The 14,386-nt window shown below is 41.5% G+C and carries 17 protein-coding genes; 4 read left to right on the top strand and 13 right to left on the bottom strand.

Going from position 1 to position 14,386, the window contains the following annotated elements:
• Positions 1-31: 31 nt before the first annotated feature.
• Positions 32-1,339, bottom strand: a complete 1,308-nt coding sequence (gene murA / locus ACEN82_RS15190; protein ID WP_090524545.1) for a UDP-N-acetylglucosamine 1-carboxyvinyltransferase — start codon at positions 1,337-1,339, stop codon at positions 32-34.
• Between the two features lie 266 nt (positions 1,340-1,605).
• The gene (locus ACEN82_RS15185; protein ID WP_090524547.1) at positions 1,606-2,346 is read right to left on the bottom strand and encodes a DUF4290 domain-containing protein; all 741 of its coding nucleotides are present in this window, start codon (positions 2,344-2,346) and stop codon (positions 1,606-1,608) included.
• Positions 2,347-2,552: 206 nt separating this feature from the next.
• Here ACEN82_RS15185 and ACEN82_RS15180 point away from each other — a divergent pair, with 206 nt between their 5' ends.
• Both ACEN82_RS15180 and ACEN82_RS15175 read left to right on the top strand, forming a co-directional pair.
• On the top strand, positions 2,553-3,650 hold the full coding sequence (locus ACEN82_RS15180) for a mandelate racemase/muconate lactonizing enzyme family protein (protein WP_413322732.1): 1,098 nt from the start codon (positions 2,553-2,555) through the stop codon (positions 3,648-3,650).
• A gap of 5 nt (positions 3,651-3,655) precedes the next feature.
• Positions 3,656-4,111 carry a GNAT family N-acetyltransferase gene (locus tag ACEN82_RS15175; RefSeq protein WP_413322721.1) on the top strand — a complete coding sequence of 152 codons (456 nt, stop codon included), beginning with the start codon at positions 3,656-3,658 and terminating at the stop codon, positions 4,109-4,111.
• 62 nt (positions 4,112-4,173) lie between these two features.
• Here the strand turns inward: ACEN82_RS15175 and ACEN82_RS15170 are convergent, their stop codons facing one another.
• From ACEN82_RS15170 to ACEN82_RS15140, 7 genes are all read right to left on the bottom strand, one after another.
• The gene (locus ACEN82_RS15170) at positions 4,174-4,311 is read right to left on the bottom strand and encodes a hypothetical protein (protein ID WP_188831604.1); all 138 of its coding nucleotides are present in this window, start codon (positions 4,309-4,311) and stop codon (positions 4,174-4,176) included.
• A gap of 103 nt (positions 4,312-4,414) precedes the next feature.
• Positions 4,415-5,785, bottom strand: a complete 1,371-nt coding sequence (locus ACEN82_RS15165) for a dipeptidase (RefSeq protein WP_413322720.1) — start codon at positions 5,783-5,785, stop codon at positions 4,415-4,417.
• Positions 5,786-5,907: 122 nt separating this feature from the next.
• Positions 5,908-6,075 (bottom strand): hypothetical protein, encoded by a 168-nt coding sequence (locus tag ACEN82_RS15160; RefSeq protein ID WP_354481868.1) that lies wholly within the window; start codon positions 6,073-6,075, stop codon positions 5,908-5,910.
• 60 nt (positions 6,076-6,135) lie between these two features.
• Positions 6,136-7,041, bottom strand: a complete 906-nt coding sequence (locus ACEN82_RS15155) for a hypothetical protein (RefSeq protein ID WP_495643979.1) — start codon at positions 7,039-7,041, stop codon at positions 6,136-6,138.
• A 69-nt stretch (positions 7,042-7,110) separates the two neighbouring features.
• Entirely contained in the window at positions 7,111-7,263 is a 153-nt protein-coding gene (locus ACEN82_RS15150; protein ID WP_167516176.1) for a hypothetical protein, read from the bottom strand.
• 35 nt (positions 7,264-7,298) lie between these two features.
• Positions 7,299-7,442 carry a hypothetical protein gene (locus ACEN82_RS15145; RefSeq protein WP_167516175.1) on the bottom strand — a complete coding sequence of 48 codons (144 nt, stop codon included), beginning with the start codon at positions 7,440-7,442 and terminating at the stop codon, positions 7,299-7,301.
• A 50-nt stretch (positions 7,443-7,492) separates the two neighbouring features.
• Entirely contained in the window at positions 7,493-7,654 is a 162-nt protein-coding gene (locus ACEN82_RS15140; RefSeq protein ID WP_175489905.1) for a hypothetical protein, read from the bottom strand.
• A gap of 567 nt (positions 7,655-8,221) precedes the next feature.
• Between ACEN82_RS15140 and ACEN82_RS15135 the strand changes: the two genes are divergently transcribed.
• Positions 8,222-9,652: a tetratricopeptide repeat protein gene (locus ACEN82_RS15135; RefSeq protein WP_090524554.1), complete on the top strand. Its 1,431-nt coding sequence runs from the start codon at positions 8,222-8,224 to the stop codon at positions 9,650-9,652.
• A 24-nt stretch (positions 9,653-9,676) separates the two neighbouring features.
• On the opposite strand, the gene ACEN82_RS15130 is transcribed toward ACEN82_RS15135, so the two are convergent.
• From ACEN82_RS15130 to ACEN82_RS15120, 3 genes are all read right to left on the bottom strand, one after another.
• Complete coding sequence (locus ACEN82_RS15130; RefSeq protein WP_090524556.1) at positions 9,677-9,976, bottom strand: hypothetical protein; 300 nt, start codon at positions 9,974-9,976, stop codon at positions 9,677-9,679.
• 220 nt (positions 9,977-10,196) lie between these two features.
• On the bottom strand, positions 10,197-10,565 hold the full coding sequence (locus ACEN82_RS15125) for a helix-turn-helix domain-containing protein (RefSeq protein ID WP_413317759.1): 369 nt from the start codon (positions 10,563-10,565) through the stop codon (positions 10,197-10,199).
• A 166-nt stretch (positions 10,566-10,731) separates the two neighbouring features.
• Positions 10,732-13,017, bottom strand: a complete 2,286-nt coding sequence (locus ACEN82_RS15120) for an ATP-dependent helicase (RefSeq protein ID WP_112657936.1) — start codon at positions 13,015-13,017, stop codon at positions 10,732-10,734.
• A gap of 164 nt (positions 13,018-13,181) precedes the next feature.
• Between ACEN82_RS15120 and ACEN82_RS15115 the strand changes: the two genes are divergently transcribed.
• Positions 13,182-13,688, top strand: coding sequence for a hypothetical protein (locus tag ACEN82_RS15115; RefSeq protein WP_413317757.1), 507 nt, complete (start codon positions 13,182-13,184; stop codon positions 13,686-13,688).
• Positions 13,689-13,697: 9 nt separating this feature from the next.
• Here ACEN82_RS15115 and ACEN82_RS15110 read toward each other — a convergent pair whose 3' ends face one another.
• The gene (locus ACEN82_RS15110; protein ID WP_167516173.1) at positions 13,698-14,057 is read right to left on the bottom strand and encodes a response regulator; all 360 of its coding nucleotides are present in this window, start codon (positions 14,055-14,057) and stop codon (positions 13,698-13,700) included.
• Positions 14,058-14,386 lie beyond the last annotated feature (329 nt).

Here is a 14,386-nt window from a genome sequence, read left to right as displayed (position 1 = left end):
AGCCTTAAGCTTTCGGCCTTCGGCTTTCAGCTTATATTCTCGTTATATCAGCACCCAAAGCTTTAAGCCTGGTATCAATATGCTGATAGCCGCGTTCAATTTGTTCAATATTGTAAATGGTTGACTGGCCTTGTGCCGAAAGTGCGGCGATCAGCAATGAAACCCCGGCGCGGATATCTGGCGAGGTCATGGAAATACCGCGCAGCTTAACCTGGTTGTCCAGGCCGATAACGGTAGCACGGTGTGGGTCGCAGAGGATGATCTGTGCGCCCATATCCAGCAATTTATCCACGAAGAATAAACGGCTCTCAAACATTTTTTGATGGATCAGTACCGAGCCTTTGGCCTGGATAGCAACAACCAGTACAATGCTTAATAAATCGGGGGTAAAGCCTGGCCATGGCGCATCGGCAATGGTCATGATACTACCGTCGATAAAAGTCTCTATTTCGTAATGTTCCTGTGCCGGGATAAAAATGTCATCACCCCTAAGCTCCAGTTTAATACCTAAACGGCGGAACACATCAGGAATCATACCCAGTTCTTTGTATTGAACATCTTTAATGGTGATTTCAGATCCCGTCATGGCTGCAAGACCAATAAATGAACCAATCTCGATCATATCGGGCAATAAGCGGTGCTCTGTACCGCCCAGTTTTTCAACACCTTCAATAGTTAACAGGTTTGAGCCAATACCGCTGATCTTCGCGCCCATACGGCTCAGCATTTTACAAAGCTGCTGCAGGTAAGGCTCGCAGGCAGCGTTGTAAATAGTAGTTGTGCCTTTGGCTAATACCGCGGCCATTACCACGTTGGCCGTTCCTGTTACCGAAGCTTCGTCCAGCAGGATATAAGTACCTTGCAGATTGGAGGCATCTACATTAAAGAAACCATTTTCGGGATTGTAGTTGAATTGTGCGCCCAGTTTCTCAAAACCCAGGAAGTGGGTATCCAACCTGCGGCGACCAATTTTATCGCCACCCGGTTTAGGGATAGATGCTTTGCCAAAACGTGCCAGCAAGGGGCCAACTATCATGATAGAACCACGTAAGCCGCCGCCTTTTGATTTAAAAGCTTCAGACAGGAAAAAGTCCTGGTTAATATCTTTGGCTTCAAAGGTGTAAGTATGCTCGTTGATACGTTCAACAATAACGCCCATATCGCCAAGCAGCTCGATCAGTTTGTTTACATCCTTAATATCGGGGATGTTACTGATGGTTACTTTTTCTTCGGTAAGCAATACTGCAGATATAACCTGTAAAGCTTCGTTTTTTGCACCCTGCGGGGTTATTTCACCTTTTAGCGGTTTGCCGCCATTTATTACAAATGCGTTAGTCATGCGGAGTTTCGGATAATTGATATGATCACCAATGATAAACTGTAAAAGCTATGATCGGTTTTGCCAAATAATTTATATGGGGCAAAGATTAGAAAATTAATGCAGATAAAATAAAAGCCGGGTTGGATTTATCATTAATGATATTAATACAAAAACGTCATTGCGAGGTACGAAGCAATCCCAAACTATACAGGTCGGACCTGCTAATCGGGGATTGCTTCGTACCTTGCAATGACGCTCTTTTTGCCCTTCGGAAGTACCCGGGGCTAATATTTTTTTGCGCCGCCGTTGTTACGGTTGCGGTTTTGGTTGTTGTTGCGGTTTTGATTATTGTTTTGCCTGCCGCCATTACCACCGCCACGGTTTTGATTGTTTTGGTTATTGTTGCGGCCGCGGTTGTTATTATTGGTATTGTTTTGCTGGAAGTTATTAGGGCGGAAATCAACGCGGTTAAGGTTGATGTTCTCTTCCAGTTTCAATGTACCGCCCGATAAAGCATATAAGTCAGACAGGATGCTTTCGTCGCTCACCGAGTCTTTGTTCCATTGCACATAAGCCATTTTCATAAAGTTAGCTATCGCCTGGATCATGTGGCGTTTGCGTTCCGGCTCCTCTATGGCTTTGGCCTTTTCAATCATCAGCTCAATGGTTTTGCCATAGTGTTTGTATTTGATACGCTGATGAGGGTAATTTAAAGGTGCGGGTTTAATATGCACAGCATCAGGCGATGGCTTGGGGTACGGTGAATCCACATCAATCTGGTAATCAGATATGATATGCAGGTGGTCCCAAAGTTTGTGCTTAAAATCGGCTACATCGCGCAGGTGGGGGTTTAAAAAGCCCATCAGGTCAATAACTACCTGTGCGTAGCGGTTGCGTTCTTCTTTGGTTGGCAGCGCTACAATATATTTAACCATATTTTGTACGTTGCGGCCATATTCAGACAGGATCAGTTTATTCCTGGTTGAGTTATAATCAAAATTTGCAGGCGTGTTTTCTTTAGCCATGGTAATAATTTTTTAAGAAAGTTGAAAGTTAGCCAGGCAAATTTCCCTGATTGGAAGGGCAAAAGAGGCTAAAATTGAATTGTTACTTGTATTGAAGTAGTGCAAATATAAACTAATACTTATAATACGCAAATTACGTTGGTTAATTGTTGCAAATATTTGTTTTATTTTAGCTTTTAAACATCTACAATTTGGAAAATCAGCAAATTACCATCACGCACACAGAGATCTACCGCTTCAGCATCCCGATGGAGCCGTTTACCATTGCCACCGGAACTTTATCTCACGCCCAAAATGTTTTTATCCGTGTACATACCGATGCCGGTTTTTACGGTGTAGGAGAATGCTCAGCCTTTCCGATGATTGTTGGCGAAACGCAGGATACCTGCCTGATTATGGCGCGTGAGTTTGCCCGCTTATGGAAAGGCAAAGATGCGCTTGATATCGAAGCCCGGCTTGGCGAACTTCACAGTTTTACTGCCGGTAATACCACTATAAAAAGCGCCTTTGATAATGCACTGTTTGATATAGCTGCAAAAAATGCAGGCCTGCCATTATACCAGTTTTTGGGCGGCGAAAAACGTGTTGTTGAATCGGATATTACGATAGGCATAGCCGGGCATCATACCATGGCTTTAAAAGCGCTTGATTTTAAAGCTTCCGGTGCTAATATATTAAAGGTGAAGCTGGGCAAAAATGCAGTGGAAGATGTAGAGCGCATCAAACAGATCCGTGAAGCTGTTGGCCCGGGTATGAAAATCCGTATTGATGCCAACCAGGGCTGGACTTTTAACGAAGCGGTTTTTGCCTTGCAGTCAATTGCGCAATATGATATTGAATTTTGCGAGCAGCCTATGCGTACCTGGTATGACGACCGGTTACCCGAATTGATGCAGCTATCACCAGTTAAGATCATGGCCGACGAAAGTGTGTATAATCATCATGATGCCCGCAAACAAATCAACGCCGGGGCCTGCCATTATATCAATATTAAAATGGCCAAGTCGGGCGGTATTTATGAGGCTAAAAGGATCCATGACGTTGCTGCTTCATACGGGATACCCTGTATGATGGGAGGGATGCTGGAAAGCCGGATAGCATTAAGCGCCAAGCTGCATTTTGTATATACCAGTCCAAATATCCGGTTTTATGATATGGATACCTGTAAACTGGGGCATTTGGTTGACCCGTGTGTTGGCGGGGCCATATATGATGGATATCATTTAACCATCGACGACGCGCCAGGCATAGGCGCCGATGCCGATGAAGCATTTTTGGCCGATTGCGAACGATTTACTATTTAACGAATATGCTGATCAGAAAAGCTACCATTGAAGACCTGCCCGTATTGCTTCAATTTGAGCAGGGTATAATTACTGCCGAACGCCCTTTTGATAGCACGCTTAAACCCGATCCTATCAGTTATTATGATTTGAAGGCGTTCATAACCTCAACAGATGTGCAGGTTTTGGTAGCCGAAATTGACGGAGAGATAGCGGGCAGCGGATATGCCCGAATTAAAAAGAACCCGGACGCGCACTATGACTTTGAAAAATATGCTTACCTGGGTTTTATGTATGTGCTGCCTGCATACCGGGGTATGGGAGTAAACCAGGCCATAATAGAAGAATTGAAGAAATGGACAGTTGAGCAGGGATTGACCGAAATAAGGCTCGAGGTATATAATGATAATATTGGAGCCATTAAAGCCTATGAAAAGGCAGGATTTAAAAAACGTATGATCGAAATGCGGATAAGACTGTAATGGAATTATATAAAATGAGCCGGTAAGTTTTCCTTGCCGGCTCGTGGGGTGTTATAAATATCTTATAGCAGAGGCTTTCGCTTCATTTTATTTTCGCTTAAGGCTTTAGCTGTTTTTGTTTTTTCCTGTTTTGATGATTTTAGATCGCGCAACTGCTTAGATGCATCGGTCTTTTCTTTGTCCAATTCTTTAGTTGCCATGTTTTTGATTTTTGTATAGTTAGATAATATCATAAATATATTATTTGTTTTACCCAAATCAAAAAATAACTGCCGTTATCGCGCAAATTAAAGCTTCATGACATTAGTTTGATAACTCCGCAAAGTATTTGTGAAACAATGGAATGGTTTCTATGCCTTTATAATAATTGTAAATATCATATTTCTCATTAGGCGAGTGCAGGGCATCGCTATCAAGCCCGAAACCCATCAATACAGTTTTTAAACCAAGCTCGGCTTCAAACAAAGCAACAATTGGGATGCTACCCCCACCCCGGGTTGGGATAGGCTCTTTACCAAATGATTCGGCAATGGCTTTTTGAGCAGCACGGTAAGCCACACTGTCGGTTGGGGTTACAGCCGGTTCGCCGCCATGATGCGGGGTTACCTTAACCTTAACATAGGGAGGTGCAATACTTAAAAAATGGTCGGTAAACAGTTTGGTTATAGCTTCTGACGTTTGGTTGGGCACTAAACGCATAGAGATTTTGGCATTGGCTTTTGATGGCAACACTGTTTTGGCGCCCTCGCCGATATAGCCGCCCCAAATGCCGTTTAGCTCAAGGGTAGGACGGGTGCCTGTACGTTCAAAAGTACTGTAGCCTTTTTCGCCCCAAAGCTCGGCTACATCAAGGTCTTGTTTGTACCCGGCTTCATCATAAGGCGCGCTGTTAAGGGCTTTGCGTTCTGCTTCGCTAAGCGGTACTACATTGTTATAAAAACCGGGAATGGTGATATGATTATTTTCATCATGCAGGCTGGCAATCATCTGGGCCAGGATGGTGATAGGGTTAGCTACAGCGCCGCCGTAAACACCCGAATGAAGGTCGCGGTTAGGGCCGGTTACTTCAACTTCAAGGTAGGAGAGGCCTCGTAGGCCTGTTTCAAGCGAAGGGTGTTCCATGCTGATCATCGAAGTATCAGAGATCAGCACCACATCGGCTTTCAACTTTTCCTTGTTGGCTTTTACAAAGATGCCCAGGTTGGATGAGCCCACTTCTTCTTCGCCCTCAATCATAAACTTAATATTGCAAGGAAGTGTACCGGTTTGCATCATCAGCTCAAAGGCTTTTACATGCATGTAAAACTGTCCTTTATCATCGCAGGCACCGCGGGCATATATTTTTCCATCCCGAACGGTTGGTTCAAAAGGAGGTGTTTTCCACAGTTCCAACGGATCTGGCGGTTGTACATCGTAGTGCCCATAAACCAATACGGTAGGTTTGGAAGCATCTATGATCTTTTCGCCGTATACAATAGGGTAACCGGCGGTTTGGCATATTTCAACATTATCGGCCCCTGCATCGCGGAGCTTTGCTGCCACATAGTCGGCAGTTTTCAATACTTCGGGTTTGTACTTTGGATCGGCACTAACCGATGCTAAACGTAACAGGTCAAATAACTCATCAAGTAAACGCTGTTTGTTTTGCTCAACATATTGCTTTATGTGCTGCATAATATTATTGTTTGCAGCAAATATAGTTAGTTCATTGGTTCACTCGTTCATTAGTTTATTGGTGAATGAAATTAACCGCGAAAACCCGTAATTCACCAATTCAATAATTCCCCAATTGATTATCAATCTGCCGAACCCAGATCTGATTTTGGTGTATTGACAGTCTTAGTGGCAAACTCAACTTTCTCAACTTTTATTTTAGCTTCTTGTTTAGGCGCTTTATGAGTTAATGATACAGCGGTAAGGCCTGTAGCTATTAAAACCGCTGCTGCAATGATGAATTTTTTCATGTTGTTAACTATTCAAATTTTAGTTTATAACAAATGATTTTATAATAGAAGAGTTGTTGATTATGCCATAAAATCAGCAGAGCCTAAATCTCTTTTTGGGCCAGGACCAGACTGAGCGAAATCAGCAGAACCTAAATCTCTTTTTGGGCCAGGACCAGACTGAGCGAAATCAGCAGAACCTAAATCTCTTTTTGGGCCAGGACCAGACTGAGCAAAATCAGCAGAACCTAAATCTCTTTTTGGGCCAGGACCAGACTGAGCAAAATCAGCAGAACCTAAATCTCTTTTTGGACCAGGACCAGACATAGCGAAATCAGCAGAACCTAAGTCGCGTTTTGGACCAGGGCCAGACATAGCGAAGTCAGCAGAACCTAAGTCGCGTTTTGGCTGAGGACCGAAAGCAAAATCAGCAGAACCTAAGTCACGTTTTGGTTGAGGACCGAAAGCAAAATCAGCAGAACCAAGATCACGTTTTGGTTGAGGACCGAAGGCGAAATCAGCAGAACCAAGATCACGTTTTGGCTGAGGACCGAAGGCAAAATCAGCAGAACCAAGATCACGTTTTGGTTGAGGACCGCGGGCAAAATCAGCAGAACCTAAGTCGCGTTTTGGTTGAGGACCGAAAGCAAAATCAGCAGAACCAAGATCACGTTTTGGCTGAGGACCGAAAGCAAAATCAGCGGAACCTAAATCTCTTTTTGGCTGAGGACCACGGGCAAAATCAGCGGAACCTAAATCACGTTTTGGCTGAGGACCACGGGCAAAATCAGCGGAACCAAGATCACGTTTTGGTTGAGGGCCACGAGCAAAATCAGCAGAACCAAGATCACGTTTTGGTTGAGGGCCACGAGCATCAGCAGAACCTAAGTCACGTTTTGGTTGAGGGCCGTTAGCGGCATTTGCTAATGTGGTGGCCGATAATATGGTGCTTAATGCTAAAGTTGCTATTAGTGTTAAATTTTTCATGATGTTTTTAATGTGGGGGTACGTAAATATTTTTTGTTTATTAAATCTCTTGTTCGTTAATGTCTTTTTTTAGTCGGCGCTGCCTAAGTCTCTTTTAAAACCGGTTGTCAGCGAGTTTACTGGTGCAATCACCATTTTGGTTTTGTTTTCATTTTTGTTTGTAGCTGATGATAATGCACCTGCACTAAGGGCTACTGTTGCTATGAGGATGAATTTTTTCATGTTGTTTTATATTTTATTGATCTTGAATGGATAAATCAGTCAGCACTTCCCAGGTCTCTTTTGTAACCGGTTGCGAATAAGTGAAGGTTAGCAAACTCAGCTTTTGGTCTTTCCTTTTTGCAGGATGAAATGGCCCCGGTGAACAGAATTGCTAAAGCGATGGTGATTATCTTTTTCATGATCGTGTTATATTATCGATGTGGAACTTCCTGTATGATTTAATTGAATTTCAGTCGGCGCTTCCCAGGTCGCGTTTAAAACCTGCCGGCGTTTTGTTGAAATTGACAGCTGTTGGCTGTACGTCTTTTTTTGCCGATGATGACAAAACTGAGGACGATGAGAGCACTCCGGCGCCTATAGTAAGGAGTACAAAAAACACTGCTTTTTTCATATTGATTAATTATTGTATTTAATATTCTATTTTTTAAATTAATACGATATATAATATTTATTAAAACCCGTCAAGCTTATTTAAAGCTTATCACAAATATTTTAAAAGTTTGATTTTACTCTCTGTTTTTTAAAAACTCTGTTTTTCTAAAATTTTAAAAAAGATTCTCTGTTTCGTATTTTTATACTGTTAATTATGGCGTTAAATTACTAATTTTAAATGTAATATCATCTGGATTAATTACCGGTATGGTATACAATTTATTGCACGATTTTCACATTATTTCATTTATTTGATATACAAACTATAATTATATTGTAAATCTCGGGGTATATGTTGCAATATTATTGTAATTGCCTGTAATTTATTTGAAGTGATATTGTATAGGGTGTTTTTGTGTTTAATATATTGTTTTTCAGATATTTAACAATGCAAATATAGATATGTTTTTAATAGGAGTAAAAAACATATGAAAATAATTTTCCACACTGTTTTTTATTCTTAACATTAAATATAATTCAGCATTATTTTATAACTTTCACCCCAACAGAACGTAGAAGTGTTTCAATGAAAAAAATCGGCACATTTATATTATTCTTTTTATTATCGCTGTCGGTATACGCGAATGATATAATTGATGTTGCTGCAAAAGACACTAATGAGGTAATAAGCCTGAATACCAGCGCTTATTCAAACAGGCTGACAAATCCGGAGCAAACCGTTGAAGATGCCACCAGGGCGCTGAAGCTGTCTACCAAACTCAATTATATTAATGGTATTGCAGAAGCTTACCGTGTTATAGGTATTGGTAAATACTACCTTGATCAGCCTGAAAAGGCTATTGAAAATTATCTGAACTCCCTTTCATATTTTACCCGCAACAATAACCTGAGGGGCGAGGCCAAGGTTTATAATAATATCGGGATCCTGTTTCGTGACCACGACTACGAACGCTCCCTTACCTATCTTAACCGATCGCTCGAGATAGCACAAAAAATAAATGATACCAAATTGGTAGGCTCATTGTATTTAAATATAGGCAACGTTTACACGCGTAAAAATAACCTGTATATGGCGCTTAAGTTTTATGATAAAAGCTTTCCCATATTTCAAAAACTGAGCGATTCGGTAAACCTGATCCAATGTTTGCAAAATCGTGGTGTTATTTATTTTAAACTTAAGGATTACGATAAGGCCCTGGGTTTACTGCTGGAGGCTAATACCGGTGCAAAAGCACGTGACTTGAACGAGTCAGTAGCCAGTGTTGACCTTACGCTGGCAGCGCTTTACATGACAAAAGGCGATTTTAAAAATGCGGAAAAGATGGTACGGGAGGGGACCGCTTATACACAATTAGTAAAGGACCCTAAGCTTGACTACGATTACAAATACACTACATACGAACTGGAGTACAACAAAAAGAATTTTGCCCGTGCGGTAAATTTACTAAGGGAAATATACACCCAGGATAGTGTTACCTATAAAACCAACGTATCGGCGCAAATGAACCTGGTTGAGGCCAAACGCAGGCAGGAAGAGCAGCTGAAAGAAAACGAAAGAATTGCAGAACGACAGGCTTACGACCGGTCGAAATTTTGGGCGGTAACGGTAGTTGCCGGTTTGATGCTTGTGGTAATTGGTTTGCTGATCAGCAATGTAAAACGTAAAGCCAAAACCAATGCACAGCTTACATTGCTAAACGGTGAGGTATCCCGGCAAAAAGACAACCTTGATAGGATCAATCATCATCTTGAAGAGATCATTGATGAACGTACCAAGGATCTGCAGTTAAAAAATAAAAAGCTTTCTGAGCATTCGTCATACCTGTCACATCAAATCAGGGGGCCTATAGCTACGTTACGCGGTTTGATCAACCTTGAAAAAGAAGGCCTGGTTGACCAGGCCGAATGTTTGGATATGATGGATAAATGCGTATCCGAAATTGATGAAAAGATCATCGAGATGAGCGACATGCTGCATAACCCGCCGAGAGTTTAACCCGCGCCCGGTTCTCCTGCAGGTTTAACTAAAGTGTACAGGAAGGCTGGAGTGGATCTGTGCTTCTATAAGCCCCAGGTAAATACAATACCACGATATCATTTGTAAAACCAGCAGCTGTCTGTGTTTATTATAGCCCTGTGTTTCAAAAGCCAGTGTTGTTTCATCGCCGGCAGTTACAAAAAACCTTACTTCGCCTTTACTCGGTTTAAAACGTGCCCGCAGCAAATCAAACGCCTTAACTTTTAGCTTACTTTTAGGATCATGGATGATACCGTCGCTCGAGGTTTCGTTTTTTGATATGGAAATAAGATAATTTGACATACAATTTGCTTTAGTAACCTGCACGCCACAATTATTACTCCAAAATCGCTATAAAACGCTCATTATGGATAAATTAGCTAATACACCGGGAAGCTTTTTTGTCTGAATTTCCTTTTGTTAAATATTGTTAACTACTATTTAATGTATTGAGTAGAATAGGACACTGATGCGAAGCAAACAATGTACACTATCAGTAAATTGTAATGTTTACTGCACACCTTTAGATAGCCACACTGGTCTTATTGCGCAGCTCTTCATAAAGTAATATTACTTTACGTTGTAAACTGGCTATTTCTGATTCGCGATCTATCAATTTTTTCTGTGCAAGGCTTAAACTCGACGGCTTCATATCAGTTTCGTCAGAATCGAGGGCCAGTATGTTTACCACGTTTACATCAAAAATATTGGCAATTTGTTCAAGACGCGAGAGGTTTATATCAGTTACTCCTGTTTCAATTTTTGAAAACGCAGGAATAGAGATGCCCAAACGGTTAGCCACATCTTCCTGGCTCCATCCATGCTGATGGCGTAATGCCCGGATGTTTTTACCAACGGATTTGTTTGTTTGTTTTTTAATAGTATCGCTCATATCAATTAAATATTAATTAAGGAAAGGGGATACTTATGCAATCCAAATGGTATGCCATCATTAAATTACCTTTAAATTAGTGTTATTAAGGCGATTTAATGATGGACTGTGGCGAGGCTTGGGGAATCATTTCCTCAAAGTAGGGATTTTAACTCTTGGTTTATGTTTACTGAACTATGTAAAGTTTCGCAAATTTTAATAACAACTGCTTTTGACCAATCTCCTTAAAGAAGATTGTGGCTTTTATATCGGGCTTATTACCCTCAAGAGCGAGTACTTTACCAAAGCCAAAACGTTCGTGTTCAACCTCCATACCCACTTGTAAACCGGATGTATCAGAAGGTTTGAAATTGGCCGAAGGTACATGCGCCTTGGCCAGTATCGAAGTGGTTTTTACCGGTGCTGCAGCTGCCGGTTTTGGTCGCGAAAATGTGTCGGGCTGCTTATCTCTGCTCCATGCTTTACGCTCATCATCAAAAAATGGATTATTGCCCGAAGCGGGTTTGGCAGTGTAGTCGAGCTCGAGATATTTTGCATCAATTTCGTCCAAAAAACGGCTTGGCTCGCAATTAATCAGTGTTCCAAACTTAAAACGCGAGGTGGCGTAACTGATATGGAGCTTGCTTTCGGCACGCGTAACGGCTACATAAAACAGGCGTCGCTCTTCTTCAAGATCGCTGCGTGAGTTAAGCGACATCTGCGAAGGGAAAAGGTTTTCTTCCAGTCCTACAACATAAACCTGCGGAAACTCAAGCCCTTTTGACGAGTGGATAGTCATGAGCGATACCGTATCGGCATCTTTGTTTTTATCATTATCATCGTTAGTTAACAGGGCCACATCCTGCATGAAAACATCAAGGCCTTTTTCTTCAATATCCTCGCGCTCTGAAAACTCCTTGATCCCGTTTAAAAGCTCCTGGATATTTTCGTAACGGTTAAGCCCCTCTACCGATTTATCTTCATAAAGGTCCTTCAATAAGCCCGAATGCTGCGCGATATATAAAGCCGACTCATAGGCAGACTTGGTTTTGGTCAGCACCTGGAAGCTTTGGATCATGGTAGCAAAAGTGGATACTGCCCCCGATATTTTGCCCTCGAGGTATTTGCCCGGCTCAACAATAACTTCCCAGGGCGTTATACCATGCTGATCGGCAGCTACAATGATCTTATCAACCGAGGTATCGCCAATGCCACGTTTAGGGTAATTGATAACGCGCTTTAAAGCTTCTTCATCATTAGGGTTAAAGGTGAGCCTGAAATAGGCTATCAGGTCCTTAATTTCCTTACGCTGATAAAACGACAGACCACCATATATTTTATATGGGATGCCCAGTTTGCGTAAAGCCTCCTCCATAGAACGCGACTGTGCATTGGTGCGGTAAAGGATAGCAAATGCCGACCATTTAAGCCCGTTTGAGCTGCGGTCTTGCATAATAGCTTCGGCTACTATTTTGCCTTCCTCGTTATCGCTGAAGGCCCGCATAACTTTAATCTTATCGCCCGATTCTTTTTCGGAGAATACGTTCTTTTTAAGCTGGTCTTTATTATTGCGGATGATGCTGTTGGCTACATTCACAATATTTTGGGTTGAGCGATAATTTTGCTCCAGTTTAAACACTTTCAGGTCCGGGTAATCCTTCTCAAAATTGAGGATGTTTTGAATGTTGGCACCACGGAAAGCATAGATACTTTGGGCGTCATCACCTACAACGCAAAGGTTTTCGTTAACAGCGGCAAGCTTTTTAACAATCAGGTACTGCGAAAAGTTGGTATCCTGATACTCATCAACCATAAGGTATTTAAACTTGTGCTGGTATTTGTTGAGCACATCGGGGTGCAGTTTCAATAGTTCGTTGGTTTTATACAGCAAATCGTCAAAATCCATGGCACCGGCACGGTAGCAGCGGGTAGCATACATCTCATAGATCTTACCCATTTGCCCGCGGCCGCTCGAAAAGTCGTCGGCCTGGATCTGCTCGTTCTTGTTATATTCCTGCCACGAGATGAGGTTATTTTTTGATGCCGAAATGCGGTTGAGCACAAAGTTTACATTGTACAGCTTATCATCAAGGTTCATCTCTTTTAAAATGGCCCTTAAAACGCTCTTGCTGTCGTCGGTATCGTAAATGGTAAAGTTGCTTGGATAGCCAATTTTTTCAGCTTCAACCCTCAAAATCTTGGCAAACACGGAGTGGAAGGTACCCATCCAAATATTTTTAGCTTCGGTACCAACAACGTGGGTGATACGCTCGCGCATTTCACGGGCGGCCTTATTGGTAAATGTAAGTACAAGTATGTTAAATGAATCAACACCCTTGCGTATCAAATGCGCCACGCGATAGGTAATAACCCGTGTTTTGCCCGATCCGGCACCGGCAATGATCATCACCGGCCCTTCAGTTTGTTCAACTGCTGCCCTTTGTTCGGGGTTTAATCCCTGTAAGTAATCCAAAATCTTTTCCTCTTTTCTTGAAGCAGCGAAATTAAGGTTTTGGGGCGAAAGGGGAAAGTGGTTTTGTGGATTTCGGATTTTTGATTTTATAATCGCGACAGCAAAAATGATTTATAATAGCTATCAACATTTTATTATTTAAAATTGCGCCGATATATCTTAAAATGACTGAAACCTTTGATACTTACACCCATCGCCCGTTTATTTATAAGCTAATGCAGGGGCCTGCTGTTTTAATGATAGCTGCACTGATTTTAATTTTATTTGATGGTGATAACTTCAATCTGTTTGAAGATATCGTAGTCAGCATTTGTTTATTTGTCGGCTTGGCGGGTTTTTTAGTTCATTCTATGTGGAAAAACATGCCAACTTATATTAAAGACGGGGAGTTGCTTCTTCAGGAAGACCGTGTGAGCTTGAGAGAGGATATTTTTATGCTTAACGATTTGAAGATGATTGAAATAAACTGTTATAACTACGCTGGTTGGAGTAAAAGGTCAAGAAGTGATGGCTCCCGTAACAAAATTATGATAACCAAGATGAATGGGGAACTCATCAAGCAAAAGTTTGTCATAAGCTCGGTAAAAAAATCGCATAACCTCAGGATGATAATGAAGGAATGGAAACAAAATGGCTTTAAAATAATCTCTAATGGGATAGATCTTATCTAATTCCTTCCATCAATTCAAAAACCTGTTAATGGTTTTTACCAGCTTATTTATATCAAAAGGCTTGGGTACAAAGGCATCATATCCAAAATTAACCAGGGCAATAGCCTGTTCATGGTAAGCCGAGATCAGGATCACCGGGATGTGTCGGGTATCTTCGTTGCCTTTAATAAGCTGGCAAATGCGGCCGCCGTTGAGGCCGGGCAGCATATAATCGGTTAATACCAGATCGGGGTTGTACGCTTTTACAGCACCAATAATATCATCAGTACGGTCAAGACCGGTAACCTCAAAATCATGAAAGGTGAGCACTGTTTCAAGTACCCGTAAAATTTCAGCGTCATCTTCAATTATGAGTATATTTCTTGCCATAGTTAACATGCTAATTGTAATTTGCTATTAGCCTTTAATATTAAAAATAAACAAAATGTTTTATAATTAAAAATATTTTCAAGTGTTTAATTGAAGTCGATATAGGTTTGTATTAGTGGGTATATTGCTTATTAACAGTTGGATATAGTGTTTTTTTAAGGATATTTTATGGTTTTTTAAAGGGTGCATAATTTTACACTGACCGCGATAAAAACAACTCACAGTTAAGCAAACAGAATCGTAAAAAAAGCGATGAGCCCAAACACCCATCGCTTTTTGAAGTTTCCTCTAATCTCTAATCTCTAATCTCTAATCTCTTCACAAATCCG

The organism is Mucilaginibacter sp. Mucisp73 (assembly GCF_059491465.1).
The sequence above is the reverse complement of the archived record's forward strand: the minus strand, read 5'-3'. Positions and strand labels throughout refer to the sequence as shown.

Bases quoted from the DNA above. Each gene is read 5' to 3' on its own strand.
- ACEN82_RS15170 (WP_188831604.1), bottom strand. From the start codon at position 4,311: ATGGCAACTAAAGAATTGGACAAAGAAAAGACCGATGCATCTAAGCAG.
- murA (WP_090524545.1), bottom strand. From the start codon at position 1,339: ATGACTAACGCATTTGTAATAAATGGCGGCAAACCGCTAAAAGGTGAA.
- ACEN82_RS15145 (WP_167516175.1), bottom strand. From the start codon at position 7,442: ATGAAAAAGATAATCACCATCGCTTTAGCAATTCTGTTCACCGGGGCC.
- ACEN82_RS15140 (WP_175489905.1), bottom strand. From the start codon at position 7,654: ATGAAAAAAGCAGTGTTTTTTGTACTCCTTACTATAGGCGCCGGAGTG.
- ACEN82_RS15160 (WP_354481868.1), bottom strand. From the start codon at position 6,075: ATGAAAAAATTCATCATTGCAGCAGCGGTTTTAATAGCTACAGGCCTT.
- ACEN82_RS15125 (WP_413317759.1), bottom strand. From the start codon at position 10,565: ATGAGCGATACTATTAAAAAACAAACAAACAAATCCGTTGGTAAAAAC.
- ACEN82_RS15130 (WP_090524556.1), bottom strand. From the start codon at position 9,976: ATGTCAAATTATCTTATTTCCATATCAAAAAACGAAACCTCGAGCGAC.
- ACEN82_RS15185 (WP_090524547.1), bottom strand. From the start codon at position 2,346: ATGGCTAAAGAAAACACGCCTGCAAATTTTGATTATAACTCAACCAGG.
- ACEN82_RS15135 (WP_090524554.1), top strand. From the start codon at position 8,222: ATGAAAAAAATCGGCACATTTATATTATTCTTTTTATTATCGCTGTCG.
- ACEN82_RS15155 (WP_495643979.1), bottom strand. From the start codon at position 7,041: ATGAAAAATTTAACACTAATAGCAACTTTAGCATTAAGCACCATATTA.
- ACEN82_RS15110 (WP_167516173.1), bottom strand. From the start codon at position 14,057: ATGGCAAGAAATATACTCATAATTGAAGATGACGCTGAAATTTTACGG.
- ACEN82_RS15150 (WP_167516176.1), bottom strand. From the start codon at position 7,263: ATGAAAAAATTCATCCTCATAGCAACAGTAGCCCTTAGTGCAGGTGCA.
- ACEN82_RS15175 (WP_413322721.1), top strand. From the start codon at position 3,656: ATGCTGATCAGAAAAGCTACCATTGAAGACCTGCCCGTATTGCTTCAA.
- ACEN82_RS15165 (WP_413322720.1), bottom strand. From the start codon at position 5,785: ATGCAGCACATAAAGCAATATGTTGAGCAAAACAAACAGCGTTTACTT.
- ACEN82_RS15115 (WP_413317757.1), top strand. From the start codon at position 13,182: ATGACTGAAACCTTTGATACTTACACCCATCGCCCGTTTATTTATAAG.